The organism is Pseudomonas frigoris (assembly GCF_047758635.1).
GTDB classification, from domain to species: domain Bacteria; phylum Pseudomonadota; class Gammaproteobacteria; order Pseudomonadales; family Pseudomonadaceae; genus Aquipseudomonas; species Aquipseudomonas frigoris.
Genome location: NZ_CP180479.1, coordinates 407,477 through 433,560, shown reverse-complemented (window position 1 = coordinate 433,560; position 26,084 = coordinate 407,477). Strand labels below are relative to the sequence as shown.

Below are 26,084 nucleotides of genomic sequence, written 5' to 3'. Positions count from 1 at the left end.
TCTCTTGTCTGTCTTGAAGTTGGTATCGACTGCTTCGCAAGTTGCCCAGCATACGCCCAGACAAACGCCGATGGACCTTGGACTCGAGAAAATGCTGAAACGTTTCACAACATTTACGCCGACAACTCACGCAGGGCGGCGGCAGCCAAAAAGCCAGACCTTGAGCTGTACCGCTGATCCCGCCTGACTGTTTGATCGATACGTTCAAGCAACTGCTCAGGCAGCGTGGCATTGAAGCGCACCGACTTGCCGAAGTAAGGCGTGATATCGAATTCGACCACACCCCACACGCCGCCTGCGTAATCAGGGTTATCAAGATGAGCGTCAATCTCACGCACCTGCGGCAGTGGATCGCCATCGGCCACCAAGCCTTCGTAGTGCAACGACAGCGCTTCCTTCACGTTTTCAAATGCCTGCGCCACAGTACCGCCTGCGGAGAAGCAACCCGGCACGTCCGGGATAATTACTCCGTATTCTGAGTCGGCATCCTTGTGCAGAACGACCGGGAATTTCATTTCGGTAAGTCCTTCCTGTGATGTGGCCCGCTTGGGGCTTTCGTATTCGGTGTCGGGTCTCATTTCAGACCCGCCTGTTTCAATATGCTGTTGATCGTTCCTTTCGGAAGATCCGAGTCCGGGTGCTTTATCGTCACCCTGCCTGGCTTGCACGGATGCTTGTACTGATGATGGCTGCCTTTCACGGCCACCAGATACCAACCATCCTCCTCGATCATCCTGATCATTTCCCGACTTCGCATCACCTTCGTCCTTGTGGGCAGCATCTGCTGCGCACACTACGCGACGAAGCTTCATGTCAATACACACCATACACACTCTGATAAATATTAGCCTATCGTGCATCGGCCTGATTTCCCTATAGACCAGCGGCTACTGTGCCCCCGCAAACACGTCCCCCAACCAATCCACAAACACCCGAACCCGTGGCGACATGTGTCGGTTGTGCGGATACAACACCGAAACCGGCATCGGCGGTGGCGGCGTTTCGATCAGGACTTCCTGCACCAAGCCCTGGGAAATCTGCGTTTCCATTCGGTAATGCGGGCACTGGATCAGCCCCAACCCGGCAATCGCCGACGCCGCATAAATTTCCGCGCCGAATACTGAAAGCGCGCCATCGATAGCCACTTCCTTCAGTTCGCCATCAACCATGAATTCGAAGGGAAACAACGCAAGAGCGAAGAGCAGATCCAGAGCTTTGCCAAGATGGCCCCGCTGGAACGTTTGGCTCAGCCAGAAGACATCGCCCGCGTTGTGTCTTTCCTGGTCGGTCCTGATTCGGCGTGGGTCAACGGGCAAATCCTGCGCGTTAACGGTGGGTTGGTTTGAGCACGTGGCGCGCAGCGACGCCTATGCTCGATAGAACGGGGTGCGGACAATCCTGCAAGGACGCCTGACACCCAAAATCAGGAGCACACACCATGCACACCACCATCATCATCACCTTCGGCCTGATCCTGCTGGCGCTGATGTTGTTCATCGGCGAAAAAATCGGCTTCAGCCAACAGACACTGACCTACAGCTTCGTGGTCTTGTGGCTGGCGCTGACGTTGATCAACGGCGCCGTTGGCATGGTCACTGCCGGCCAGTCACTGAGTTCGGAACTGATGATCGGCACGGTGGTGTTCAGTGTGCCGGTGGCGGCGCTGGTGCTGTTCATGGTGTTGAGCGCCGAGACCTGAAAAAGGCCCGGCGCCACCGGTTCTCGATCAACGCACCAAATGCAAAAACTGCATGTGCCGTTCGTACTGATCGAGGATGTCGTTGATGATCTGCTCCTTGGTGTAACCCACCAGATCGTAGTCCTGACTGCCCTCTGCAAGATGCACTTCAGCCCGGTAATAACGACGGTTGTTGAGTTCCTTGGAACCCATGCCGCCACGGGCAAACGACGGCGTGAAATAGCCACGCATCTGCACTTGATAGATAAACGGATGCTCCTCGCCGTGACCGATTTCCAGGCTGACATTGTCGTTGGCCGGGTCCGGCTGAGTGACCACGTTTAAACCCTTCTCGACGAATACTGCCGTCACTTCTTCAATCGCCGGACGTACCGTCGTTTCGAGGAAGCGATAGACCTCATCCCGCGACGGGAAATGCACCGCCTGACTCAAGCGCTGACGCCAGCCACCACGGCGTGAACCGGAGACCGGTGCCAGCGAATGCAGTTGCGCGATCTGCTTCTGCGACTCCAGGTAGAACGCCTTGTGCAGCCCCCACATCATCAGCAGCAAGATCATCGAGAACGGCAACGAGGTCAGCACCACCGCTGACTTCAGCGCATCGATGCTGCCGGAAAACAGCAGCGCACTGGTCACCAACGCGGTCATTGCGCCCCAGAACACTCGCAGCCATTTCGGCCCGTCTTCATCGGGATTGCCGCCCTTGGCAGACAGCGTCGACAGCACCACGGTGCCGGAGTCGGCAGACGTCACGAAGAACACGAAACTGATGAACACCGTGACCGCGATGACGGTTTTGCTCCACGGGTAGGTTTCCAGCAGCAAGTAGAGGGTCATCGACGGGTTATCGATGGCCGACATGCCGAGGGCGCTCATGCCGTGATTGAGGACTTGATCGATGGCGCTGTTGCCGAAGATCGACATCCACGCGAGGGTGAAGCCGAGCGGGATCAGCAGCACGCCAAAGACGAATTCGCGGATGGTCCGGCCACGGGAAATCCGTGCGATGAACAGGCCCACGAACGGCGACCATGCGATCCACCAGGCCCAGTAGAACACCGTCCAACCGCCCAGCCAGTCGCTCGGTTTGTCGTAGGCGTACAGGTCGAAACTCTTCATCGGCAAGGCGCCGAGGTAGTCACCGATGTTCTGGATCAGAGTGTTGAGCAGGTGCTGGGTCGGGCCGGCGAACAATACGAACAGCAACAGCGCGCAGGCCAGCAGCATGTTGATGTCAGACATCACGCGCACGCCTTTATCGACACCGGACACCGCGACGATGATCGCCGCGCCCATCATCAGCGTGATCAGGCCGACCTGAATCCACTGGGTGTGAGCGATGCCGAACAGGTAGTCCAGACCCGAGTTGAGGTGCAACACGCCAAAGCCCATGTCGGCACCGAGGCCGAACACCGTGGCGATGATGCCGAAGCCGTCCACCGCGTAACCGATGGGGCCGTTGATGCGCTTGCCGATCAGCGGATAGAGCGCCGAACGTAGGGCCAGCGGCAGGTTGTGACGGTAGGCAAAATAAGCCAGCGCCATGCCAACAAAGGCGAACACGCCCCAGCCGTGCAGGCCCCAGTGCAAAAACAGAATCTGCATCGCCTGACGCGCCGCATCCGCCGTGCCGGCTTCGCCTTGCGGGGGTTGCGCCAGGTGTGTCAGCGGTTCGGACACGCAAAAAAAGAACAGCGTGATGCTGATCCCGGCGGCGAACAGCATGCCGGCCCAGGACAGGTAACTGAATTCGGGCTCGTCGTGGTCGGCACCGAGCTTGATCTTGCCGTAGCCGGACAAGGCGGTGACCACCACGAAGACCAGATACAGGGTCATCGCGAGCATGTAGTACCAGCCGACCGTGTTGGCCGCCCAGTTCTGCGCTTCCAGAAGCCAGGCGCCGGCTTGTTCAGGCATGGCGATGACGATGATGCCGAACAGCAAAATGAACGTCGCCGAAAAGTAAAACACCGGCGGATTCATGCGGACCTGACCGCTAGCGGGGGTGGGCGATGCACTCATGAAAGATGCACCTCAAGGGGGTGAAACAGGGCAATCAGTAACGGACTCGGCATAGGCAAGCCTCCTGTTGTGAGCGGGCAGCAAACCGGCGGTTTAACTTGAATGAGCGTTCAAGTTAAACATGAATAGGGTGCTAAGGACTAATCGCAAGGCTCGGCGGTACTGTTCGTACGCTAGCTCAAGGAAGGGTATGACGTGGGGTTCGGGGGATTTTGTAGGAGCTGTCGAGTGAAACGAGGCTGCGATCTTTTGATCTTGATCTTAAAAAAGCAAAGTCAAAAGATCGCAGCCTCGTTTCACTCGACAGCTCCTACACAGCTCCTACAGCCAACGAAGACTGTTTATCAGTCACCAAAAAGCCGGGGGCTTACTTCTGCGTCCCATCATCATGCTGCAGATTCGCCTGAGTCAGGTTGCTCCCCGCCGGCACGCTGCGGGTCAGCCAGACATTGCCGCCAATGGTCGAGCCCTTGCCGATGGTGATCCGCCCCAGAATCGTCGCACCGGCATAGATCACCACGTCATCCTCGACAATCGGATGTCGCGGTTGCCCCTTCTGCAACTGACCGTCTTCATCCGCCGGGAAGCGCTTGGCGCCCAACGTCACGGCCTGATAAATCCGCACGCGCTCGCCGATGATGGCGGTCTCGCCGATCACCACACCCGTCCCGTGATCGATGAAGAAGCTGCGACCAATCTGCGCGCCAGGGTGAATGTCGATGCCGGTCGCCGAGTGTGCGATTTCCGCGCTGATCCGTGCCAGCAGCGGCAATCCGGCGCGGTACAAATGGTGGGCCAGGCGATGGTGAATCACCGCCAGAATCCCCGGATAGCACAGCAACACTTCATCGACACTGCGAGCCGCCGGATCGCCGTGATAGGCCGCCAGCACGTCGGTGTCGAGCAGACTGCGCAGCCCCGGCAATGCGAGGGCGAAGTCCTGAATGATCTGAATGGTCTTGGCCTCGACTTCAGTGTCGGCCTGAGCACTGTGGCGAGCGGCGTAGCGCAATTCGAGTCGCGCCTGAGCCAGCAACGCGTTCAACGCAACGTCCAGCGTGTGGCCGACGTAGAAGTCTTCACTCTCCTCGCGCAAATCCACCGGCCCCAGGCGCATCGGGAACAATGCGCCGCAGAGGGCTTCGAGAATCTCTGCCATGGCCGCTCGGGAAGGCAACTCGCGACCGCCCTGTTCGGTGCTGGCGCGGCCATTTTGTACCCGCCACTGATCACGCGCCGTGCGCAGTTGGCTGACGATGGTCTGCAGTTGCCAATGACTGGAACGCTCGCTCACGGTAAAAACTCCTCACGGGCGGCCGGACTGTCTGGCCGCGTTAACCGCGATTACTTTACGGCATGGTCTGGAAGCCGAATTAAGAACCGATTGTGCTGTGCTCAGCACTTTTTGGCATAAGGCGATTGGCAGTTGCCCCGCAAAATAGGCGTGCCTATAGTCCTGTCATCTCCCTCCGCCAGTACGGACCCCATGATCAAACAACAGCTTGCCCGCTTTAACCGCCTCGACCTGCTCGGTCATCCTACCGCCCTGGAAAAACTCGAACGCCTGTCGGCCTGGTTGGGCCGCGATGTATACGTCAAGCGTGATGACCTGACGCCGCTGGCGATGGGCGGCAACAAGCTGCGCAAGCTCGAATACCTGGCGGCCGATGCACTGGCACAAGGCGCCGACACCTTGATTACCGCTGGTGCGCTTCAGTCCAACCACGTGCGCCAGACTGCCGCCATTGCGGCCAAGCTTGGCCTGGGCTGCGTAGCCCTGCTGGAAAATCCCTTGGGTACCGACGACGCTAACTATGTCGGTAACGGCAATCGACTGTTGCTGGACCTGTTCGATGCCAAGGTCGAGCTGGTGGAAAACCTCGACAACGCCGACGAGCAATTGCAGGCTCTGGCCGACCGTCTACGCAACAACGGCAAGAAGCCGTATCTGGTGCCGATTGGTGGCTCCAACGCATTGGGCGCTTTGGGTTATGTGCGCGCCGGGCTGGAATTGGCCGAGCAGATCAAGGACACCGGGCTGACATTCGCGGCCTTGGTTCTGGCTTCGGGCAGCGCCGGGACCCATAGCGGTCTGGCGTTGGGGTTGAGTGAAGCACTGCCGGATTTGCCAGTGATTGGTGTCACGGTTTCTCGCAGCGATGAAGATCAGCGACCGAAAGTCCAGGGGCTCGCCGAGCGCACTGCCGAGCTGTTGGGTGTGAGCCTGCCAGAGAATTTCAAGGTCGAGTTGTGGGACGAGTATTTCGGCCCGCGCTACGGCGAACCGAATGCCGGGACGTTGGCAGCCGTGAAGCTGGTGGCGAGTCAGGAAGGGCTGTTACTGGACCCGGTCTACACTGGCAAGGCCATGGCCGGGTTGCTCGATGGCATCGGCCGCCAGCGCTTCAACGACGGCCCGATCATCTTCCTGCACACCGGCGGGGCGCCGGCGTTGTTTGCCTATACAAGTTTTTTGTAAGGATCGAAGATTAAAAGATCGCAGCCTGCGGCAGCTCCTACATTGATCGGCGTTAATCCGGAATTTGCGCCGGGCATGATCCATGTAGGAGCTGCCGCAGGCTGCGATCTTTTCGAAGGCTACTTATATTCTAAAAAAGAATAACAAACTTTATATTTATTATTTTCCAATCTAAAAGCACCGTCATATAGTCGCGCCGCAGGCGAATTTGCAGCGAGACGCATACGCTGCTTTAGGGCAGGATATCGCAGTCGTCCAAATCCCGATTTTGCCAACATTCCTAAAAGCGTCTTCATAAGAAAACACAGGGGCTTGTCATGAATTTTTCCGCACTACGACGAAATCTGCTGGTAGGTTCGCTGGGCCTGGCGCTGAGCGCCGGTCTGCTGGGGCAAGCGGTTGCCGGTGAGCAGCTGCAAAAAATCAAAGACGCTGGCGTGATCAACGTTGGCCTGGAAGGCACTTACCCACCGTTCAGTTTCGTCGACGCCGACGGCAAGCTGGCCGGCTTCGAAGTCGAGTTTTCCGAAGCCCTGGCCAAAGAGCTGGGCGTGAAGGTCAAACTGCAACCGACCAAATGGGACGGCATCCTCGCGGCGCTGGAATCCAAACGTCTGGACGCCGTGATCAACCAGGTGACCATCTCCGAAGAGCGCAAGAAGAAGTATGACTTCTCCGAACCGTACACCGTTTCCGGGATTCAGGCGCTGGTGCTGACCAAGAAGGCTGCGGAGCTGAACATCAAGTCTGCCGCCGATCTGGCCGGCAAAAAAGTCGGTGTAGGCCTGGGCACCAACTACGAGCAGTGGCTCAAGGACAATCAGCCAAAAGCCATCATCAAGACCTATGACGATGATCCGACCAAGTTCCAGGATCTGCGCGTCGGCCGCATCGACGCCATTCTGATCGACCGCCTCGCCGCGCTGGAATACGCCAAGAAGGCCAAGGACACCACCGCCGCCGGCGAAGCGTTCTCCCGCCAGGAAGCCGGCATCGCCCTGCGCAAAGGCGAGCCTGAGCTGCTGGCCGCGGTGAACAAGGCCATCGACAAGCTGCGTGCCGACGGTACGCTGAAAAAGCTTTCGGAAAAATACTTCAGCGCTGACGTCACTAAATAATGGAAGAAGCTTTCCAACTCGCGCTGGATTCCGCGCCCTTTCTGCTGAAGGGCGCGTACTACACAGTCATCTTGAGCCTGGGCGGGATGTTCTTCGGCCTGGTGATGGGGTTTGGTCTGGCGTTGATGCGCCTGTCGCGCTTCAAACTGGTGAGCTGGATCGCCCGCATCTACGTATCGTTTTTTCGCGGCACGCCGTTGTTGGTGCAACTGTTCGTGATCTATTACGGCTTGCCGCAATTGGGCATCGAACTTGATCCGCTACCGGCAGCCCTGATCGGCTTCTCACTGAACATGGCGGCCTATGCCTGCGAAATCCTGCGTGCCGCGATCAGTTCCATCGAGCGCGGTCAGTGGGAAGCCGCCGCGAGTATCGGCATGACCCGTGCGCAGACCCTGCGCCGGGCCATCCTGCCGCAAGCGATGCGCACGGCTCTGCCACCGCTGGGCAACAGCTTCATTTCGCTTGTGAAGGACACCGCGCTGGCAGCCACTATTCAGGTGCCGGAACTGTTCCGTCAGGCGCAGCTGATTACCGCCCGAACCTTTGAAATTTTCACCATGTACCTTGCCGCCGCGCTGATCTACTGGGTTCTGGCCACGGTGCTTTCGCACCTGCAGAACCAGTTGGAAGCACGGGTCAATCGGCACGACCTGGAGTCCTGACCCAATGATTGTCGTGGAAAAACTGACAAAGCAGTTCAAGGGTCAAGTGGTGCTCAACGGCATCGATCTGCAAGTGAAGGAAGGCGAGGTGGTGGCAATCATCGGGCCTAGCGGCTCGGGTAAAACCACGTTCCTGCGTTGCCTGAATTTCCTGGAAGAACCCACCAGCGGCCGGATCAAGGTCGGTGACATCGAGATCGATGGCAGCCGTCCGCTGAACCAGCAGCAAGGCCTGGTGCGACGTTTGCGCCAGCACGTGGGTTTCGTGTTCCAGAACTTCAACCTGTTCCCTCATCGCACCGCCCTGGAAAACGTTATCGAAGGCCCGATCATCGTAAAGAAGATCCCGCACGCCGAAGCCGTTGCCTTGGGTAAAAAGCTGATGGCCAGGGTCGGCCTGGCGGGCAAGGAAGACGCTTACCCGCGACGCCTGTCCGGTGGTCAGCAACAGCGTGTGGCGATTGCCCGCGCGCTGGCGATGGAGCCGGAAGTGATTCTGTTCGACGAACCCACCTCAGCCCTCGACCCGGAGCTGGTGGGTGAAGTGCTGGCAACCATCCGCAGCCTCGCCGAAGAGCGACGCACCATGGTCATCGTCACCCACGAAATGGGCTTTGCCCGGGACGTGGCGAACCGCGTGGTGTTTTTCGACAAAGGTGTGATCGTCGAACAAGGCGAAGCCAAGGCGCTGTTTGCCAATCCGAAAGAAGAGCGGACGAAGCAGTTTCTCAGCAAGTTCCTGAATAACGCTCACCACTGAAACATCGCTTCACTACTTGTCAACTTCCATGGACGGAAGTGACAACCACCCCTACTAACAAAACCTCTCGATATATTCTCTTCTCTTATTCATCCATCCGAACAATAGATAATTTTTTATTGCTGCGTGCGGTACATATATATGTCCTGCAACAGAATAACCTCGCCTAAAATTCGCCAAACCCAGCGCCCTCACCGAGCCGGTCTTCGCCGTCAGCAACGCACTAGAAGCCCGTAAAATAACGTCAAGTTCGACAGAGCGGTGCAGCTTATTAACTTCAACGCGTAGGATTTTTCTGAATAACACTAGATCCAATACTTAACTAGCCAGCTCTATTGACACCTATTCAAGCGCACTCTTATCTAGTCTCCAACAGGCGTTTAACCTCGCACTCATTCACTGTTTAATTTCACACACAGTGAACAGTTTTGTTGCTCGGTAATTCACGCCTTTCGAACTTTCAGAAACGGACTTTCGCTGCAAGGCTTCAAGGAGAAACCCCATGACAAGCACTTCGAACAAACCCGAACTTGCCGCCCCGACCCTGGCGCAATCTCACAAGACCTGCATCAACATCACCTCGGCGGCGCACTTGCTGATCGATGTGGCGCCCTACTCCGGCATGGACGAAGGCGACCTGATCGAATTGTTCTGGGACAACTGCTACGTGGCCTCCAGAGTGCTGACGGCCGACGATGTCGGTCAACCGGTCCAACTGCGTGTACCCGAGAGCTTCATCGCCAATGGCACCTCACGCATCCGCTACCGGATCATGCAGATCGGGCAAGGACCAACCCTTTCAGCCACCAGACGAGTGCAAATCAAACTCGACTGCCCCGGCGGCCAACCGTCTGCGCTGTGCGGCGATGAAAACCAGAGTCTGGAGCCCGTGAATATCCCCGAGACCATTCGCCGTCAGGGGGTCAATCCGAACCAGGTCAAGCGCGGCGTTCCGCTGACCATCGAGCCTTACCTGAACATGGCCGCCGACGACGAAATCACCCTGCGCTGGGGCGATGTGCGCATGGATCTGCCACGACTCAAGGCCGGCGATGTCGGCCAGCCGATCCAGGTCTGGGTGCCGCCGGCGATCATTCTCGAAGCCGGCGAAGACCTGCGGCTGGAAGTGACTTACTGCATCCTCGACCGGGTGGGTAACAACTCCCGCTGGGCACCACCGCGCCGGCTGAAAATCGGTTGCGCCAATCCGTATTTGAAGGCCCGGCCGAAAGAACTGCTCATGGCCGCCGAACCTCGCAAGAAGTGAAAACACCGCCCACCCTGTGGGAGCGAGCTTGCTCGCGATGAGGCCGTGTCAGTCAACATCAATGTTGCCTGACACACCGCTTTCGCGAGCAAGCTCGCTCCCACAGGGTCCGCGCTCAGCCTATTGAAGCCTCTTCTATGCATATTCCTAAAAGTTAGTTTATTAATTTTTTATACACGCTTAGGGTATATGCACCGGACCACCGGACATTCTTGTTTTCGTTCGTCGCAACCCTCGCGACGTTTCCATGAGATGTGAGGTAGGTATGGTCCGGAACACAATCACCCCAGTGCAGATCGCCAGGGCATTGCGTGCAGCCAAGGAGCGGCACTGATGTCCAGTCTGGCAGATGCAATCGTTCAGAGTGATCTGGACATCGCCCCCCTGTTGTTGCCCGCGCAGGTCTTGCGCAACGACGCACAAGCCATCAAGGCCGCCCATGAGCTGGCGCAAGTCGCCCGCCTGCAAGCGGCCAAACGCGACCAGCAGCGCAAGCTGCCGTGGTCGGAAATCGAACAATTCACCCGCAGTGGTTTGGGCAGCATTGCTATCCCGCGTGAGTACGGTGGCCCGCAGGTTTCGTTCGTCACTTTGGCCGAAGTCTTCGCGATCATTTCCGCGGCCGACCCGGCACTGGGACAGATCCCGCAGAACCAGTTCGGCATTCTCAACCTGGTGCTCGGCAGCGCCACTGAATCGCAAAAAAAGCAGCTGTTCAAAAGCGTGCTCGACGGCTGGCGGATCGGTAACGCGGGCCCTGAGCGCGGCACCAAAAACACCCTTGAACTCAAGGCGCGAATCACCGCCAGCGGCGACGGCTTCGTCCTTAACGGGCAGAAGTTCTATTCCACCGGCGCGCTGTTCGCCCACTGGGTCGCCGTCAAGGCGCTGAACGACTACGGCAAACAAGTGCTGGCCTTCGTCCGCCGCGGTACACCGGGCCTGCGCATCGTTGATGACTGGTCGGGGTTCGGCCAACGCACCACCGCCAGCGGCACCCTTTTGCTCAACAACGTGCAAGTCGACGCCGAGCTGGTGGTGGATAACTGGAAGATCAATGACAGCCCGAACATTCAGGGTGCCGTGTCGCAGCTGATTCAAGCGGCCATTGACGCCGGCATCGCTCGGGGCGCCATCGACGACGCCATCGCGTTCGTGAAAACCCGTGCACGGCCGTGGATCGACGCCAAGGTCGAACGGGCCAGCGACGACCTTTATGTGATCGCCGACATCGGAAAACTGAAAATCGAACTGCACGCCGCCGAGGCGCTGCTACGCAAGGCCGGGCAAGTGCTCGATCAGGTCAACGCCGCGCCGCTCACCGCCGAGTCCGCCGCCCGCGCCTCGATTGCCGTGGCCGAAGCCAAAGTGCTGACCACCGAGATCTCGCTGCTGGCCAGCGAAAAGCTTTTCGAACTGGCCGGCAGCCGCGCCACCCTCGCCGAATTCAACCTCGACCGCCACTGGCGCAACGCCCGCGTGCACACGCTGCACGATCCGGTACGCTGGAAATACCACGCCGTCGGGACTTATCACCTGAACGGCACGCTGCCCGCTCGCCACTCCTGGATTTAACGACCAGATCTCTGGAGAAACACATGACTCTTTCTCACCACGTCGCGGTCATAACCAGCGATGAGCAAGCCCTGATCGTCGCCAGTGACTTGGCCGAAGATTTCAAACGCGACAGCGCCCTGCGCGACCGCGAACGCCGTTTGCCACACCCGGAACTGGAAGTGTTTTCCCGCTCGGGTCTTTGGGGCATCAGCGTGCCAAAAGAATATGGCGGCGCTGGCGTTTCCAACGTCACCCTGGCTAAGGTGATCGCGCTGATCGCCCAGGCTGATGGCTCGCTCGGCCAGATCCCGCAGAACCATTTCTACGCGCTCGAAGTGCTGCGTGTGAACGGCAGCGAAGAGCAGAAAAAACGCCTGTACGCGGAAGTGCTGGCCGGCCAACGCTTCGGCAATGCCCTCGCGGAACTCGGCACCAAAACTGCCCATGACCGCGTCACCAGCCTGACCCGCAACGGTGACGGTTACCGCATCAACGGCCGCAAGTTTTACGCCACGGGCGCGATTTATGCCCAACGCATTCCGACGTCGGTCGTGGACGAAAACGGTGTTCAGCAACTCGCTTTCGTCCCTCGTAACGCCAAGGGTCTGACAGTGATCGACGACTGGAGCGGCTTCGGCCAACGCACCACCGGCAGCGGCTCGGTGGTGTTTGAAGATGTCTACATCGCCGCCGAAGACGTGATCCCGTTTCAGAGCGCGTTCGAGCGCCCGACCACCGTCGGCCCGCTGGCGCAGATTCTTCACGCCGCCATCGACACCGGTATCGCCCGCGCCGCCTATGAAGATGCCCTGCATTTCGTGCGCACCAAGACCCGGCCGTGGATCGATTCCGGCAACGACAAAGCCACCGAAGACCCGCTGACCATCAAGAGCTTCGGCCACTTGAGCATTCGTCTGCACGCCACCGAAGCCTTGCTGGAACGCTCGGGCGAATTCCTCGACAAGGCGCAGGTCGACACCAACGCCGAGACCGTCGCCGCCGCGTCGATTGCTGTCGCCGAAGCCCGCGCCATCAGCACCGAGATTTCCCTCGCCGCCGGCAGCACGCTGTTTGAACTGGCCGGCAGCCAGGCAACCCTGATCGAACATGGTCTGGATCGCCACTGGCGCAACGCACGGGTACACACGCTGCACGACCCTGTGCGCTGGAAGTATCACGCGGTCGGCAATTACTACCTCAACGATGAAAACCCGCCACTGCGGGGGACCATCTAAATGAGCAAGAAAAAGATCCTCCTCAACGCGTTCAACATGAACTGCATCGGGCACATCAACCATGGCCTGTGGACGCATCCACGGGACACTTCAACCCAATACAAGACGATCGAATACTGGACCGAACTGGCACAATTGCTGGAGCGCGGACTGTTCGACGGTTTGTTCATCGCCGACATCGTCGGCGTGTACGACGTCTACCAAAACTCGGTGGACGTGCCGCTCAAAGAGTCGATCCAACTTCCGGTCAACGACCCGCTGCTGCTGGTCTCGGCCATGGCCGCAGTCACAAAAAACCTTGGCTTCGGCCTCACCGCCAACCTGACGTACGAGCCGCCCTATCTGTTCGCCCGACGCATGTCCACGCTCGATCACCTGAGCCGTGGCCGGGTCGGCTGGAATATCGTCACCGGCTACCTCGACAGCGCCGCCAAGGCCATGGGTTTGAGTGAACAGGTGGAACACGACCGTCGTTACGACCAGGCCGATGAATACCTGCAAGTGCTCTACAAACTCTGGGAAGGCAGCTGGGAAAACGGCGCGGTGCTTAACGATCCGCAGCAGCGGATCTACGCGCAGCCCGAGAAAGTGCACAAGGTCGAGCACAAGGGCGAGTTCTATCAGGTCGAGGGTTATCACCTCTGCGAACCGTCGCCGCAGCGCACACCCGTGCTGTTCCAGGCCGGCAGTTCGGATCGCGGTTTGCTGTTCGCCGGGCGACATGCCGAGTGCGTGTTCATCAGCGGCCAGAACAAACCGTCGACCAAGGTTCAAGTGGACAAGGTGCGCGCCAGTGCCGTCGAGGCCGGGCGCAACCCCGAGGACATCAAGGTGTTCATGGGGCTGAACGTGATTGTCGGCGAAACCGAAGAGCTGGCCTGGGCCAAGCACGCCGAGTACTTGAGCTACGCCAGTGCCGAGGCCGGCGTGGCGCATTTCTCGGCCTCCACCGGGATCGATTTCTCCGAATACGAAATCGACGAACCGATCCAGTACGTGAAGAGCAACGCGATCCAGTCCGCCACCAAAAACCTGCAAAACAACGACTGGACCCGCCGCAAATTACTCGAGCAACACGCGCTTGGTGGTCGCTACATCACCGTGGTGGGTTCGCCTGAGCAAGTGGCCGATGAGCTGGAATCGTGGATCACGGAAACCGGTCTGGATGGCTTCAACCTGACTCGGATTGTCACGCCGGAAAGCTATTTGGATTTCATCGATTTGGTAATTCCGGAGTTGCAACGCCGAGGGTCGTACAAGACCGCTTACGACCCTGGCAGCCTGCGGGAAAAACTGTTTCACGGGGAGGCGCATTTGCCTGAGCAACATACCGGGTCCGCGTTCCGCCGCTAAAAGCATCGCGAGCAAGCTCGCTCCCACATTGGATCTCGGGTGTTCACACAATCCCTGTGGGAGCGAGCTTGTTCCGGGCGGCGTTCCGACGATGAGGCCCGACCAAGCACCACACAACTATGCACTGACTGGAAAACCCATCATGAAAAAGACCTACCTCTCTCACCCAGTCAAAGCACTGGCCCTGGCCCTCGGCCTTTTCAGCTCCATCACCTTCGCCGCCGACGCGCCACTGAAGGTCGGCACCACCGCCGCTTTCGCCATTCCCCTGGAAGCTGCCGTCGAAGAAGCCAAGAAACAGGGCCTGCAAGTCGACCTGGTGGAGTTCAGCGACTGGATCGCGCCCAATGTCAGCCTCGCTGCCGGTGACATTGACGTGAACTACTTCCAGCACGTCCCGTTCCTGGAAAACGCCAAGGCCGCCGCCGGTTTTGACCTGGTGCCGTTCGCGCCGGGGATCATCAACAACGTCGGCCTGTACTCGAAGAAATACAAAAGCTTCGACGAGTTGCCGGAAGGCGCCAGCGTGGCGATCGCCAATGACCCGATCAACAGCGGTCGTGGTTTGCAACTGTTGGCCAAGGCCGGACTGATCACGCTCAAACCGGGTGTCGGCTACAAAGCCACCGAAGAAGACATCATCGCCAACCCGAAGAAGATCAAAATCCTTCAGGTCGAAGCCGTGCAACTGGTGCGCGCCTATGACGACGCCGATCTGGTCCAGGGTTACCCAGCCTACATTCGCCTGTCGAAGACCTTCGATGCCGGCTCCGCCCTGCTGTTCGACGGTCTCGATCACAAGGAATACGTGATCCAGTTCGTGATCCAGCCGAAAAGCAAAACCGACCCGCGCCTGATCAAATTCGTCGACATCTACCAGCATTCACCGGCCGTTCGTGCAGCGCTGGATAAAGCCCATGGCAAGCTCTATCAAGCTGGCTGGGAAAGCTGAATATGACGGCAGCCACCCAACTGCGACTGGAAACTCCAGAGCCCCACAAAGTCGAACAGACCGAACTGCATCCAGCGCTCAACCGCGCTCACGTGCGCTTCATCGGCCTGGGCAAAACCTACAACGGCCAGCTAGGTCCGGTGGCGGCCCTGCACGGCATCGACCTGGCGATCCAGCGCGGCGAGGTGTTCGGCATCATCGGCCGCAGCGGCGCCGGCAAGTCGTCGCTGATCCGCACCATCAACCGTCTGGAACAACCGAGCACGGGGCGCGTGCTGATCGATCAGGTCGACATCGGCGAGTTCGATGAAGACCGCCTGGTGGCGCTGCGCCGGCGCATCGGCATGATCTTCCAGCACTTCAACCTGATGTCGGCCAAGACGGTTTGGCAGAACGTCGAGTTGCCGCTGAAAGTCGCCGGTGTGCCGAAGGAAAAACGCGAGCAGAAAGTCCGCGAATTGCTGGAACTGGTAGGCCTGCAAGAGAAACACAAGGCCTACCCGGCGCAGCTTTCCGGCGGGCAGAAACAGCGCGTAGGCATCGCCCGCGCCTTGGTGCATGACCCGGCGATTCTGCTGTGCGACGAAGCCACTTCGGCGCTGGACCCGGAGACCACGCAATCGATCCTCGGCCTGCTGCGCGAGATCAATCAGCGCCTGGGCCTGACCATCGTGCTGATCACTCACGAGATGGCGGTGATTCGCGATATCTGCGATCAGGTCGTCGTGTTGGAACACGGGCGAATCGTCGAACAAGGCCCGGTCTGGGAAGTCTTTGGCGACCCGCAGCACGAGGTCAGCAAAACCTTGCTGGCGCCGTTGCAACACGGTTTGCCGGAAGAATTGCAAAGCCGCTTGCAGGCACATCCACAATCCTCGGACGCCGCTGTTGTGCTGCGTTTGCAGTTCACCGGCAGCGCGAGCGATGAACCGGATCTGGCCGCACTGTTCGCCGCCCTCGGCGGCCGTGTGCGCTTGCTGCAAGGTGGCGTGGAAAGGATTCAGGGCCATGCCCTCGGGCAATTGCTGCTGGCGGTGACCGGTTCGTCCCTCGGCGCAGAGGAATTGCGTCAACGCGCCGGCAACTGGGTGCAACAGGTGGAGGTGCTGGGTTATGTGGTTTGATCGCTTGCTGCAAGGCTTCATCGACACCTTCCTGATGGTCGGCGTGTCGTCATTGATCGCGCTGCTGGCGGGCATTCCGCTGGCGGTGATTCTGGTCACCAGCTCCAAGGGCGGGATCTATGAAGCGCCGGCGCTGAACCGTGCGTTGGGCGCGTTCGTGAACCTGTTCCGCTCGATTCCGTTTCTGATTTTGATGGTGGCGCTGATTCCGTTTACGCGGTTGATCGTCGGCACCACGTACGGCGTTTGGGCGGCTGTGGTGCCGCTGACGATTGCGGCCACGCCGTTCTTTGCGCGTATCGCTGAAGTCAGTTTGCGTGAGGTTGATCACGGGTTGATCGAAGCGGCGCAGGCGATGGGTTGCCGGCGCTGGCATATCGTTTGGCATGTGTTGTTGCCCGAGTCGCTGCCGGGGATTGTCGGCGGTTTCACGATTACGTTGGTGACGATGATCAACTCGTCGGCAATGGCGGGAGCGATTGGTGCGGGGGGACTGGGGGACATCGCCTATCGCTACGGGTATCAGCGCTTTGATAGCCAGATCATGTTGACGGTGATTGTGTTGCTGGTGGTGTTGGTGGCGGCGATTCAGTTGGGCGGGGATCGGTTGGCTCGGGGGTTGAACAAGCGTTGATCTGCGTTGATCCTGAGCGGGCGTACTCACGCCCGCTCAGACAAATCCAGTGAACGTCCGCTCAAACACACCGCTTGATCTCATACGCTGACGTTCAAGAAAACCACCTTTGAACGGTGTTGGACAGTCGTTGAGAAAAACCGGGGGACTTCTGGTAGTAGGCTATGAAATTTCCAACGGCTCTGTCTGGCGCACCGGGATATGACCGCGTCATGAGAGATTGACCCTCGGCGCCGATAACCCCCAGGGCAGTCGAATAACCTCCATCAAGATTCACTGAATGCCCGCCAGAACCGTTCAATCTGTCGAGCCTGGCCATAACCATGGACCATTCGGGCATCGTGTAACCGGGAGATTCATTGGTTCGCCCCTCGGTAGTCCCCATTGCCAGCCGTGTACGCTGCCCACCTGCGCCTGGACTGGGAAGGCTAATGCCGGAACGAGCATTGGGTGCGCTCGCATGACCCAGCCTGCCCGGCTTGCTGGTTTGGTCGGTAAACTGAAACCGCGGCCGACTCAGCATTTCCTGAGGGAAGGTAATCTTGCCGTTATCTGAAAGCAAAGGCCCGGAATGAATCATGGAAAGGTCATCCATCTGGATCTTCACATAATTTGAGCGATAGTCTCGAGGAGTATCGGCATAAACCCTTCGCCGACCGTCAATGATGTTGGTGCCAACGGATGCATAACCAGGGGCATCCTTACTCGCCCCTCCTCCCATGTTAAAAAAGCCGCCGTTTATGTAGGCCATCGCACCAGCGTTTTTTTTCCGGGCCTCAGACTTGATAGCTGCCCCGGACAAACTTTTGAGATGAACTGGGCGAACACCTCCCGCAATTTTTCCTTTCAGAGAAGTATCAATGGACAAATACGAAAGTCTTCTCTCACTGTCTACGTCACGTGTCAGCCCAATGCCCATGCGATTGAAGAGTTCATTTCCACCGACGACATCAACAGCAATTATTCCCGGCACAACGGTTCGAACCCGAACCCCCGAGTTAGTGGCCGCCACCGAATCATAGGCCGCTCTCCACCTCTTACTCGCCGCCTCTCTTGTCAAACCGTCGGGGTCAAAAAAATTCAGTGGACTGTTCCCGACCATCTCGAATGCATTGAGCCCATCCCATGCCGGATCCGGACTTATCCAACGTTGTAACCAGGGCGCGTAATACCGAAACCCATAGCAGTAAAGACCTGTCGCATCCCGCTCTTTCTTCGAATACCGAACGCTTTTGTACTTTGCCACCAACCCACTTTTGCCCGCCCAGCACGCCGTGCCGCCAAAGGGGTAATAGTGTTCCTGGGTCAGCACGCCTGCCTCGTCGTCCAATTCCAACGTGCTTGAGCCGAGGTGATCGTCGAGGCTGTAGCGCAGTTGATTGGCGCGTGTACCCTCGGGCCAATGCAACGCTCGAACGCTACTACGTCCTGCTTCGACGCAAATGACATGGTGCTCCTCGCCATCAGCCAGTCGGCGGATTTCCAGACCGGGTAGATAACGGACTTCAGTACGCAGGGTTCGGCGATTGGCCTGGCTGAAATGCAGCTTGCGCAATCGATGACCTGGACGGTCGTAGGCATAACATTCGTAATCGTCCAGCTCGTCTTCGCGTTTGACCAGGGTCACCCGCCTCAACTGATTGCGAGCATCCCATGTCATGGCTTGGCCACGTATCAGCTCCAGCTGGTTGCCGCAGGCATCAAAACCTGAGGTGATTTCAGGTTCACCCGGCAATGAACCATCATCCCGTTGAGCCAGGCTTCGGTTACTGCCCGCAGAGGTAAACATCGAGAACCCGGGCGCACCGCTGTGGTGACGAGAGATCAGATTGCCCGCGGGGTCGTAATCGAATTGCTGGGTGTAATTGCGCCGTTGATTGGGGTCCAGCGGTGTGGGCAATAATTGCGGTAACGCGGGGCCGTGGCTTGGGTTGGAGACTTCCCAGCCCCTGGAGTCGACCAATTGATACAGGCTGTCATAGCGGTAGCGGCTTATCGGTTCGATACGCTGGTTGTTGAAATGCGTCACGGCTTGGGATTTGTCTTCCACTTCGACAATGTTGCCTATCGGGTCGTAGAGGTAGTTCAGGTCCTGCAACGGCTTTTGATTCCCGACCGCCGCTACCAGTCTTGTCAAACGACCGTTCTCGGTGTCGTACTCAGCTCGCGTTTCAACGGCATTTCCCGCCGTTTCGCTTTCGATCTGGCCATCGGCGTTGTAGCGAATGTTGCTGACCAGACATTGTGGTTGCTTGCCATCCCCAGCCAGTAGCAGCCAGACTTCACTGAGCTTGCCCGCCACGTCATAGCCAAAGGTTCGGACATTCCCCATGGCATCGATCTGATGTTGAATTTCACCCGTGGGGAGGAAGGCGTAGTGGGTGACGAACGACTGATCTTCCAGCAATTCGTCTCGGGCCTCTAGCTCGTCAGGCCAGTCGGGTGTTTCAAGTTCGGTGAGAAATCGTCGGATTTCCATCAACACTGAACCCGCCAGACCGTAGTCGCCGACGAGTTGAGAGCCCGCCGGGTCGTCATGACGGATCAGTCGCCCGCACTGGTTGTGTGCGGTGAACACTGGACCGGCGCTGCCATAGGTCAACCGCTCCACCACGTGTGGCAGTTCTCCAGCCGTCTGTTCCGTAACGGTTATCGGCCGTTGTTGATCGTCATAGTCGATATGCCGCCTGCTGCCTCGACCGTCCCAGAAGGAACGCAGTGAACCTGCCTGATCCAAAAGGCTCAACTGCCACCCGGCATCAACGCTGTCCGTCAGTAACGGCTGAGCGTTCAAGCTGTAGATCGTAGCGAGGTTCGGCTTCGGCGCCTTGCCCCACAGGCGCGGGTCCCACAGCTGAATCAACCGACCCGCAGCATCGAACACTTGCCGGGTGATGCGCGGCTCAATCACTGTTTTGTCCGGGTGACGGCAGTAACCCACGCTGCGAATCGTCAAGGCACGCGGATCCTGGACCGACAAGGTGGGTGTGGCAGTGTGATGGTGAGCATTCACGACATAACGACCCTTCGCACGTATTGAGGAAAGACTGAGCCTTTTATCACCTGACGGATACTGTAAGAAGTAACAGGTGGACGCAGATTGGCTGTGCAGCAGCCCCCGGCCTCATGGCGTATATTCGGCAAATCCCAATTGCCTGCGCAGCCGACCATGAAACAGACTCCCACCGACCTCGAGCAGATCACCTCCACCACCCTGGGCCATTACAACTCGGTGGCTGAAAGTTTTCGCGAAGGGACTCGCGATCATGATGTCAGCCAGAACATTGATGCGCTGCTGCGGCATATTCAGGGGGAGGCACCGTTCGACATTCTCGACTTTGGCTGTGGGCCGGGTCGTGATTTGCAAACCTTCACGCGCATGGGCCACACCGCTGTCGGGCTTGATGGCTCGGAGAAGTTTGCGCAGATGGCGCGCGAAGACAGTGGTTGTGAGGTCTGGCAGCAGGATTTTCTGAAGCTGGATTTGCCGGCTGAGCGCTTTGACGGGATCTTCGCCAATGCGGTGCTGTTTCATATTCCGCGTCAGGAATTGCCTCGGGTGTTGAAGGAGTTGCGCGGGGCTTTGAAGCCGGGCGGGGTGTTATTCAGTTCCAATCCGCGTGGCGAGAATCAGGAAGGGTGGAATGGGCCGCGTTATGGGGCGTATCACGATCTTGAGACGTGGCAGCAATTGCTGACGGCGGCGGGGTTTGTAGAGTTGGAGCATTACTACCGGCCGGCGGGGTTGCCGCGCGAGCAGCAGGCTTGGTTGGCGAGTGTTTGGCGCAAGGTGTAAAGCCTTAAGACTTGCGGTATCTGTACTGGTGCCTTCGCGAGCAAGCCCGCTCCCACAGTTGACCGAGTTGTCCAGACTGACGCGACCGAATGTGGGAGCGGGCTTGCTCGCGAATAGAGCGCGAAGCGCTCGCCGTTACTGCACTTCTTTCTTCGGTTCGCGAATCTTGTACCAGGCCACATAAAGCGCCGGCAAAAACAGCAACGTCAGCAACGTCGCAATAATAATCCCGCCAATCATCGCGTAAGCCATCGGCCCCCAGAACACCTCTCGGGCGATCGGGATCATCCCCAGGCTCGCCGCCGCTGCCGTCAGCAGAATCGGCCGGCGACGATGCTCTGTGGCTTGCACCACCGCATCCCACGGTGCATGACCGTCCTTCTCCAGGGCGTCAATCTGCGTCACCAGAATCACCGAGTTGCGGATGATGATGCCGATCAGCGCCAGAATCCCCAGGATCGCCACAAAGCCCATCGGCGTGCCCGTCGGGATCAGCGCTATCACCACGCCAATCAGCCCGAGCGGCGCGACGCTGGCCACCAGGAACAGCTTCTGCACGCTGTGCAACTGGATCATCAGAAAGGTCGCCATCAAAAACAGCATCAACGGCACAACCTTGGCAATTGGCCCCTGGGCCTTGCCGCTTTCCTCGACGGTGCCGCCAGTGGCGACCTTGTAGCCCACCGGCAAACTGGCGGCGAATTTATCGATGTCGGGTTGGAGTTGTTTCACCAGGTCGGTCGGCTGAATTTCGTCGCGCACCGCAGCCTTGATGGTGATGGTCGGTTTGCGGTCGCGGCGCCAGACCAGCGGTTGCTCAAGTTCATAGCGCACGGAGGCGAACGCCAGCAGCGGAATCGACGTGCCGCCCGGCGTGACGATCTGCAAATTCTGCAGGGTTTCCGGGGTGCCGCGTTCGGCGTCTTCGGCGCGCCCCACCACGTTGATCAGGTAGATATCGTCATCGACCTGTGTCACCGGCGCACCGACCACAATGCTGTTCATCAGGTTGGCCACGTCTTCCGACGACAGCCCCAATTGCCGTGCCTTGTCCTGCGCGATGTCGATGCGCAGGACTTTGCCCGGTTCGTTCCAGTCGTAAATGATCTCGCCGATGTGCGAGTTTTTATCCAGTTCGGTGGCCAGGGCGATGGCGTGTTTGCGCACCTGATCGATGTCCTTGCCGCTGACCCGGTACTGAATCGGCCGCCCTACCGGCGGGCCCATTTCCAGCGCCTGGACGTAGCTGCCGATACCGACAAAATCCTTACGCAGTCGCTCGCGCAAGCGTTGGCTAAGCGCGTTACGCGATTCCAGCCCTTTGCTGACGATCACCAGTTGCGCGTAGTACGGGTTCTGCAATTGCTGGTCGAGGGGCAGGTAGAAACGGATCGCCCCTTCGCCGATGTAGGTGCTCCAGCGCACGATGTCCGGGTCGCCCTTGAGCGTCGCCTCGAGCTTGTCCACCGCCTTGCGGGTTTCGGCGATCGAGGCGTTTTGCGGCAGGTTCAGATCGACGAGAATTTCCGGACGATCCGAGGACGGGAAGAACTGGTTCTGCACGAACTGCATGGAAAACACCGACGCCACAAATAGTGCAACGGTGATGCCGATCGCCCACCAGCGATTGCGCATGGCCCAAAGCAAGCCGTAATTGAACGTCCGACCGATGCGCCCCGGTTCTGCGTCGTGAGGTTTCACGTTGGCGCTGAGGATGTGCACGCCGATCACCGGGGCGAACAGCACCGCGACAATCCACGACACGATCATGGCCACCGCGATCACCGCGAACAGCGTGAAGGTGTACTCGCCGGCCGAGCTGGCATTGAGGCCGATGGGCACGAAACCGGCCACCGTCACCAGCGTACCAGTGAGCATCGGGAACGCCGTCGAGGTGTAGGCGAACGTAGCGGCCTGCTCCTTGGTCTCGCCCATTTCCAGGCGCGTGACCATCATTTCGACGGTGATCATCGCGTCATCCACCAGCAGCCCGAGCGCAATGATCAGCGCGCCGAGGGAAATCCGCTGCATGGTGATGCCGCTGTATTCCATGAAGACGAAGACCATCGCCAGCACCAGCGGAATCGAGCACGCCACCACCAGCCCGGCGCGCACACCGAGGCTGATGAAGCTGACGATCAGCACGATCACCACCGCTTCGAACAGTGCGCTGGTAAAGCCGCCGACGGCTTTTTCCACCACTTCGGCCTGGTCGGAAACGTTGTGCACGCCGACGCCCACCGGCAGGTCGGCAGTCAGGTCGGTCATGCGCTGGTGCAACGCCTTGCCGAACACCTGAATGTTGCCGCCCTTCTTCATCGCAATGGCGAGGCCGATGGCAGGGTGGCCGTTGAAACGGAATTCCGGCGTCGCCGGATCGACATAGCCACGGCTGATCTCGGCGATATCGGCCAGGCGGTAGAAACGATCGTTGAGTCGCAGGTTGACGTTTTCCAGGTCTTTCTCGGAGGCAAACTGCCCGGACGTGCGCACGGAAATCCGCTCGGGACCTGCCTCGATTACACCGGCCGGCGTCACCGCGTTTTGCGATTGCAGGCTCTGCACCACCTGACGCTGATCAATGCCCAGCGCCGCCAGTTTGCGGGTGGAGAAGTTCAGGTAGAGGACTTCATCCTGCTCGCCGACCATCTCGACCTTGCCCAGCCCCGGCACTTCGCGGATCTCGGCGCGGACTTGCTCGACGTAATCGCGCAATTGGCGCATCGACAAACCGTCGGCGGTAAAGGCGTACACCGAGCCGAACACGTCACCGAATTCATCGTTGAACCCCGGCCCTTGCAGGCCTTGGGGGAAGTCGCCGCGAATGTCGTTGATCTTCTTGCGCACCTGATACCAGATTTCCGGAATGTCCTTGGCGCTGGTGGTATCACGCAAGTTAACGAAAACCGTCGACTCGCCGGGGCGGGTGTAGCTTTTCACGTAGTCGAGCGAGTCGAGCTCTTCGAGTTTTTTCTCGATCCGGTCAGTGACCTGCTTGAGGGTTTCTTCCTGGGTCGCGCCCGGCCAGCGGGTCTGGATCACCATGGTTTTGATGGTGAACGACGGGTCTTCCTCGCGGCCCAGGTTCAGGTACGAGAACACGCCCATCAGCAGCGCGACGAACATCAAATACCAGACAAACGACTGATGCTTGAGGGCCCATTCGGATAAGTTGAAACTCCCTTTCATTGCGGGCTGTCCTCATCGATTTTTACTTTCTGCCCCGGTTTCAGGCTGTTCACGCCGGCACTGACCACTCGCTCGCCGGACTTCACACCGCTGGCCAGGACCATCGTTGAGTCAGTGCGGCTGATCAGGCTGACGTCTCGTGGGGAAACGGTTTGGGTCTGCGGGTCGATGACCCAGATCCGCGATTTGCCATCGACCTCCTGGAGCGCGGTCAGGGGCAGTTCGATACGCGGTTTGATCGCGGAACTGAGGGTCACGCTGATGGCCGTGCCCAGGCGAAACCCCGGTGGCGTGTCGGTCAGTGTCAGGCGGGCGCGACGGGTGCGGGTCGCACTTTGCGCCTGGGGCTCGATTTCGCGAACGATGGCTGTGGTGGTGATGCTCGGGTCGAGTTGGACAGCAACCTGGAACACCACGTCTTCCGGCAACTGGTCGACCAGCGTGTCCGGCAGGTCGATCACCGCTTCCTTGATGTCCGGCTGCGCCAGGGTCACCACTTGCTGGCCGGCGCTGACGACTTGCCCGGCTTCGGCATTCCACGCGGTGACGATGGCCTTGTGATCGGCGCGCAGTTCGACGTAGTTGAGCTGGTCCTTGGCCTGATCGACCGCAGCCTTCGCTTGATCGAGGGAGGCCTGGGTGGTTTTGAGGTCGGTCTGTGCGACGTCGAGTTGCGCCTGGGCGCCCACGCCACGATCGAACAACTCTTGCTGACGCCGGGCGTTGGCCTGGGCGTTGATAAGTTGCGCCTGGACGCTGGCCAGATCACCCTGAGCGGAACGCAACTGGTTCTGCTGATCGGTGGGGTCGAGTGTGGCGAGCAACGCGCCCTTATCGACTTCGGCACCGACATCGACGTTACGGCTGGCGATGCGTCCCGGCACCCGGAAGCCAACATTGCTTTCATAACGGGCCTGGATGCTGCCGGCGAAACGGCCCAGGTTTTCTTCGTCCAGGGACTGGACCTTGATGGACAGCACCGGACGCACTGGCTCCGGAGGCGGTTCTTTTTTCGAGCAGGCCACCAGCATCACACCGGCGCAAACCAGTAACAGACGCTTCATGGCTGGGCTCCCTCGGCCAAATCCTTATAGGTGTTTTCGGCGATCTCCACCTTCACGCCGGGGTGCAGCAACTGGCCGCCGGCGATGACAACTTTTTCGCCACCCTTCAGGCCGGCGCTGATGATCACTTTGCCAGTCAGGTAGCGGCCGACAGTGACCGTGTGCAGCTGCGCCTTGCCCTCGCCGTCCACCAGCCACACCGCCGGGTCGCTGAGATTTTTCGTCAGAGCCGACCAAGGCAGTTCGACCGCCGATTTGCCTGGCGTCTTGGCCGTGGCACTCACCACCGAACCGAGCTGCATGCCTTCCGGTAGTCCGTTGAGAGTGACTTTGACCTGCACCGTGCCAGTCTGCGCGGAGACGGCCGGGGTGATTTCCCGAACGGTGCCAGTGGTTTTGATCGCGGGGTTGTCGAGCAGGCTGACGACCACCGTTTTTCCCTCTGGCGGCTCTGTCAGCAGCGATTCGTAGACGTTGAACACCGCGTCACGTTCACCATCACGCGCCAGGCTGAAAATCGGCACGGTGGCCTGCACCACCTGGCCGACCTCGGCCTGGCGCGCGGTAATCACCCCCGGCGCGTCAGCGACCAACGCGGTGTAGCTCAGTTGTTCACGGGCGTTGGCCAGTTGCGCCTGGGCAGCCGTCAGGGCGCTTTGGCTGCTGCGCAAGGCGGCTTGGGCGGAATCGAACTCGCTCTGGCTGGTGTAGCCCTTGGGCAGGAGTTTTTGCTGACGAACGAAAGCGGCGGCGGTCTGTTTGACTCGGGCCTGTTCGGCAACAACCTGCGCCTGAGCCGAGTCGACGCTGGTTTGCAGGTCCTTGGGATCGAGTTTTGCCAGAACCTGTTTGGCCGAAACCCGATCACCGACATCGACTGTACGCTGGATGATCTTGCCGGCAACGCGGAACGACAGGTCGGTCTGGACCCGCGCCTGAACATCACCGGTCAGGGTCACCGTCGCCGCGTAATCCGCAGGTTTTACCTCTTGCACGAATACCCGCGGACGGTCCTTTTCGACCGGTTTTTTATCGCCACAGGCGCTCAGCAGGACAAGGAGGCTCAGGCCAACCACTGTTTTCAATCCGGGACCCACCATGCAGACTCCTTTGCGTTGTACGAACGTGCCAATGGCGATACGACTGTGAGCTTAGAACAGGGTTCCAAGG

The 26,084-nt window shown here is 59.1% G+C and carries 21 protein-coding genes and 2 pseudogenes; 14 read left to right on the top strand and 9 right to left on the bottom strand.

Annotated elements, in window-relative coordinates; genetic code table 11:
- Positions 1-113 precede the first annotated feature (113 nt).
- The 3 genes and pseudogenes from ACMXYH_RS02040 to ACMXYH_RS02030 all read right to left on the bottom strand — a co-directional run.
- Positions 114-578: a type II toxin-antitoxin system HicB family antitoxin gene (locus ACMXYH_RS02040; RefSeq protein WP_415766145.1), complete on the bottom strand. Its 465-nt coding sequence runs from the start codon at positions 576-578 to the stop codon at positions 114-116.
- On the bottom strand, positions 575-757 hold the full coding sequence (locus ACMXYH_RS02035; protein ID WP_046045491.1) for a type II toxin-antitoxin system HicA family toxin: 183 nt from the start codon (positions 755-757) through the stop codon (positions 575-577). The genes ACMXYH_RS02040 and ACMXYH_RS02035 overlap by 4 nt, the downstream gene beginning before the upstream one ends.
- Positions 758-887: 130 nt before the next feature.
- Positions 888-1,187, bottom strand: a pseudogene (locus ACMXYH_RS02030) (LysR substrate-binding domain-containing protein); the annotation flags it as partial.
- Positions 1,188-1,190: 3 nt separating this feature from the next.
- On the opposite strand from ACMXYH_RS02030, the pseudogene ACMXYH_RS02025 reads away from it, so the two are divergent.
- Together ACMXYH_RS02025 and ACMXYH_RS02020 are read left to right on the top strand one after the other, a co-directional pair.
- Positions 1,191-1,346 (top strand): annotated as a pseudogene (locus ACMXYH_RS02025) (SDR family oxidoreductase); the annotation flags it as partial.
- 92 nt (positions 1,347-1,438) lie between these two features.
- Complete coding sequence (locus ACMXYH_RS02020; RefSeq protein ID WP_415766144.1) at positions 1,439-1,699, top strand: hypothetical protein; 261 nt, start codon at positions 1,439-1,441, stop codon at positions 1,697-1,699.
- Positions 1,700-1,726: 27 nt separating this feature from the next.
- Here the strand turns inward: ACMXYH_RS02020 and betT are convergent, their stop codons facing one another.
- Both betT and epsC read right to left on the bottom strand, forming a co-directional pair.
- Complete coding sequence (betT, locus tag ACMXYH_RS02015) at positions 1,727-3,682, bottom strand: choline transporter BetT (RefSeq protein WP_415767646.1); 1,956 nt, start codon at positions 3,680-3,682, stop codon at positions 1,727-1,729.
- 406 nt (positions 3,683-4,088) lie between these two features.
- Positions 4,089-5,015 (bottom strand): serine O-acetyltransferase EpsC, encoded by a 927-nt coding sequence (gene epsC / locus ACMXYH_RS02010; RefSeq protein ID WP_046045486.1) that lies wholly within the window; start codon positions 5,013-5,015, stop codon positions 4,089-4,091.
- A gap of 192 nt (positions 5,016-5,207) precedes the next feature.
- Here epsC and ACMXYH_RS02005 point away from each other — a divergent pair, with 192 nt between their 5' ends.
- The 11 genes from ACMXYH_RS02005 to ACMXYH_RS01955 all read left to right on the top strand — a co-directional run bounded on the left by ACMXYH_RS02005 (position 5,208) and on the right by ACMXYH_RS01955 (position 16,865).
- Complete coding sequence (locus ACMXYH_RS02005; RefSeq protein ID WP_129439441.1) at positions 5,208-6,200, top strand: D-cysteine desulfhydrase; 993 nt, start codon at positions 5,208-5,210, stop codon at positions 6,198-6,200.
- A 317-nt stretch (positions 6,201-6,517) separates the two neighbouring features.
- Complete coding sequence (tcyJ, locus tag ACMXYH_RS02000; protein ID WP_129439443.1) at positions 6,518-7,318, top strand: cystine ABC transporter substrate-binding protein; 801 nt, start codon at positions 6,518-6,520, stop codon at positions 7,316-7,318.
- Entirely contained in the window at positions 7,318-7,983 is a 666-nt protein-coding gene (gene tcyL, locus ACMXYH_RS01995) for a cystine ABC transporter permease (protein ID WP_008148276.1), read from the top strand. Before tcyJ ends, tcyL begins: the two co-directional genes overlap by 1 nt.
- A gap of 4 nt (positions 7,984-7,987) precedes the next feature.
- A complete protein-coding gene (tcyN, locus tag ACMXYH_RS01990) occupies positions 7,988-8,743 on the top strand; it encodes an L-cystine ABC transporter ATP-binding protein TcyN (RefSeq protein WP_095127632.1) in 756 nt (251 codons plus the stop codon).
- Between the two features lie 502 nt (positions 8,744-9,245).
- Complete coding sequence (locus ACMXYH_RS01985) at positions 9,246-10,010, top strand: hypothetical protein (RefSeq protein ID WP_415766143.1); 765 nt, start codon at positions 9,246-9,248, stop codon at positions 10,008-10,010.
- A gap of 333 nt (positions 10,011-10,343) precedes the next feature.
- Entirely contained in the window at positions 10,344-11,585 is a 1,242-nt protein-coding gene (locus tag ACMXYH_RS01980; protein ID WP_415766142.1) for an SfnB family sulfur acquisition oxidoreductase, read from the top strand.
- Between the two features lie 23 nt (positions 11,586-11,608).
- The gene (locus tag ACMXYH_RS01975) at positions 11,609-12,802 is read left to right on the top strand and encodes an SfnB family sulfur acquisition oxidoreductase (protein WP_415766141.1); all 1,194 of its coding nucleotides are present in this window, start codon (positions 11,609-11,611) and stop codon (positions 12,800-12,802) included.
- On the top strand, positions 12,803-14,155 hold the full coding sequence (locus tag ACMXYH_RS01970; RefSeq protein WP_415766140.1) for an LLM class flavin-dependent oxidoreductase: 1,353 nt from the start codon (positions 12,803-12,805) through the stop codon (positions 14,153-14,155).
- A gap of 142 nt (positions 14,156-14,297) precedes the next feature.
- Entirely contained in the window at positions 14,298-15,107 is an 810-nt protein-coding gene (locus ACMXYH_RS01965; RefSeq protein WP_415766139.1) for a MetQ/NlpA family ABC transporter substrate-binding protein, read from the top strand.
- 2 nt (positions 15,108-15,109) lie between these two features.
- Positions 15,110-16,231, top strand: a complete 1,122-nt coding sequence (locus ACMXYH_RS01960; protein WP_415766138.1) for a methionine ABC transporter ATP-binding protein — start codon at positions 15,110-15,112, stop codon at positions 16,229-16,231.
- Positions 16,221-16,865 carry a methionine ABC transporter permease gene (locus tag ACMXYH_RS01955; RefSeq protein WP_129439456.1) on the top strand — a complete coding sequence of 215 codons (645 nt, stop codon included), beginning with the start codon at positions 16,221-16,223 and terminating at the stop codon, positions 16,863-16,865. Before ACMXYH_RS01960 ends, ACMXYH_RS01955 begins: the two co-directional genes overlap by 11 nt.
- A 94-nt stretch (positions 16,866-16,959) precedes the next feature.
- On the opposite strand, the gene ACMXYH_RS01950 is transcribed toward ACMXYH_RS01955, so the two are convergent.
- Complete coding sequence (locus tag ACMXYH_RS01950; RefSeq protein WP_415766137.1) at positions 16,960-19,821, bottom strand: RHS repeat-associated core domain-containing protein; 2,862 nt, start codon at positions 19,819-19,821, stop codon at positions 16,960-16,962.
- Between the two features lie 213 nt (positions 19,822-20,034).
- Between ACMXYH_RS01950 and ACMXYH_RS01945 the strand changes: the two genes are divergently transcribed.
- Entirely contained in the window at positions 20,035-20,661 is a 627-nt protein-coding gene (locus ACMXYH_RS01945; RefSeq protein WP_129439458.1) for a class I SAM-dependent methyltransferase, read from the top strand.
- 135 nt (positions 20,662-20,796) lie between these two features.
- On the opposite strand, the gene ACMXYH_RS01940 is transcribed toward ACMXYH_RS01945, so the two are convergent.
- Genes ACMXYH_RS01940 through ACMXYH_RS01930 form a run of 3 tightly spaced genes read right to left on the bottom strand, consistent with a single transcriptional unit; the run spans position 20,797 to position 26,014 of the window.
- A complete protein-coding gene (locus tag ACMXYH_RS01940) occupies positions 20,797-23,850 on the bottom strand; it encodes an efflux RND transporter permease subunit (protein WP_415766136.1) in 3,054 nt (1,017 codons plus the stop codon).
- Entirely contained in the window at positions 23,847-24,914 is a 1,068-nt protein-coding gene (locus ACMXYH_RS01935) for an efflux RND transporter periplasmic adaptor subunit (RefSeq protein WP_415766134.1), read from the bottom strand. The genes ACMXYH_RS01940 and ACMXYH_RS01935 overlap by 4 nt, the downstream gene beginning before the upstream one ends.
- Entirely contained in the window at positions 24,911-26,014 is a 1,104-nt protein-coding gene (locus tag ACMXYH_RS01930; protein WP_415766133.1) for an efflux RND transporter periplasmic adaptor subunit, read from the bottom strand. Before ACMXYH_RS01930 ends, ACMXYH_RS01935 begins: the two co-directional genes overlap by 4 nt.
- Positions 26,015-26,084 lie beyond the last annotated feature (70 nt).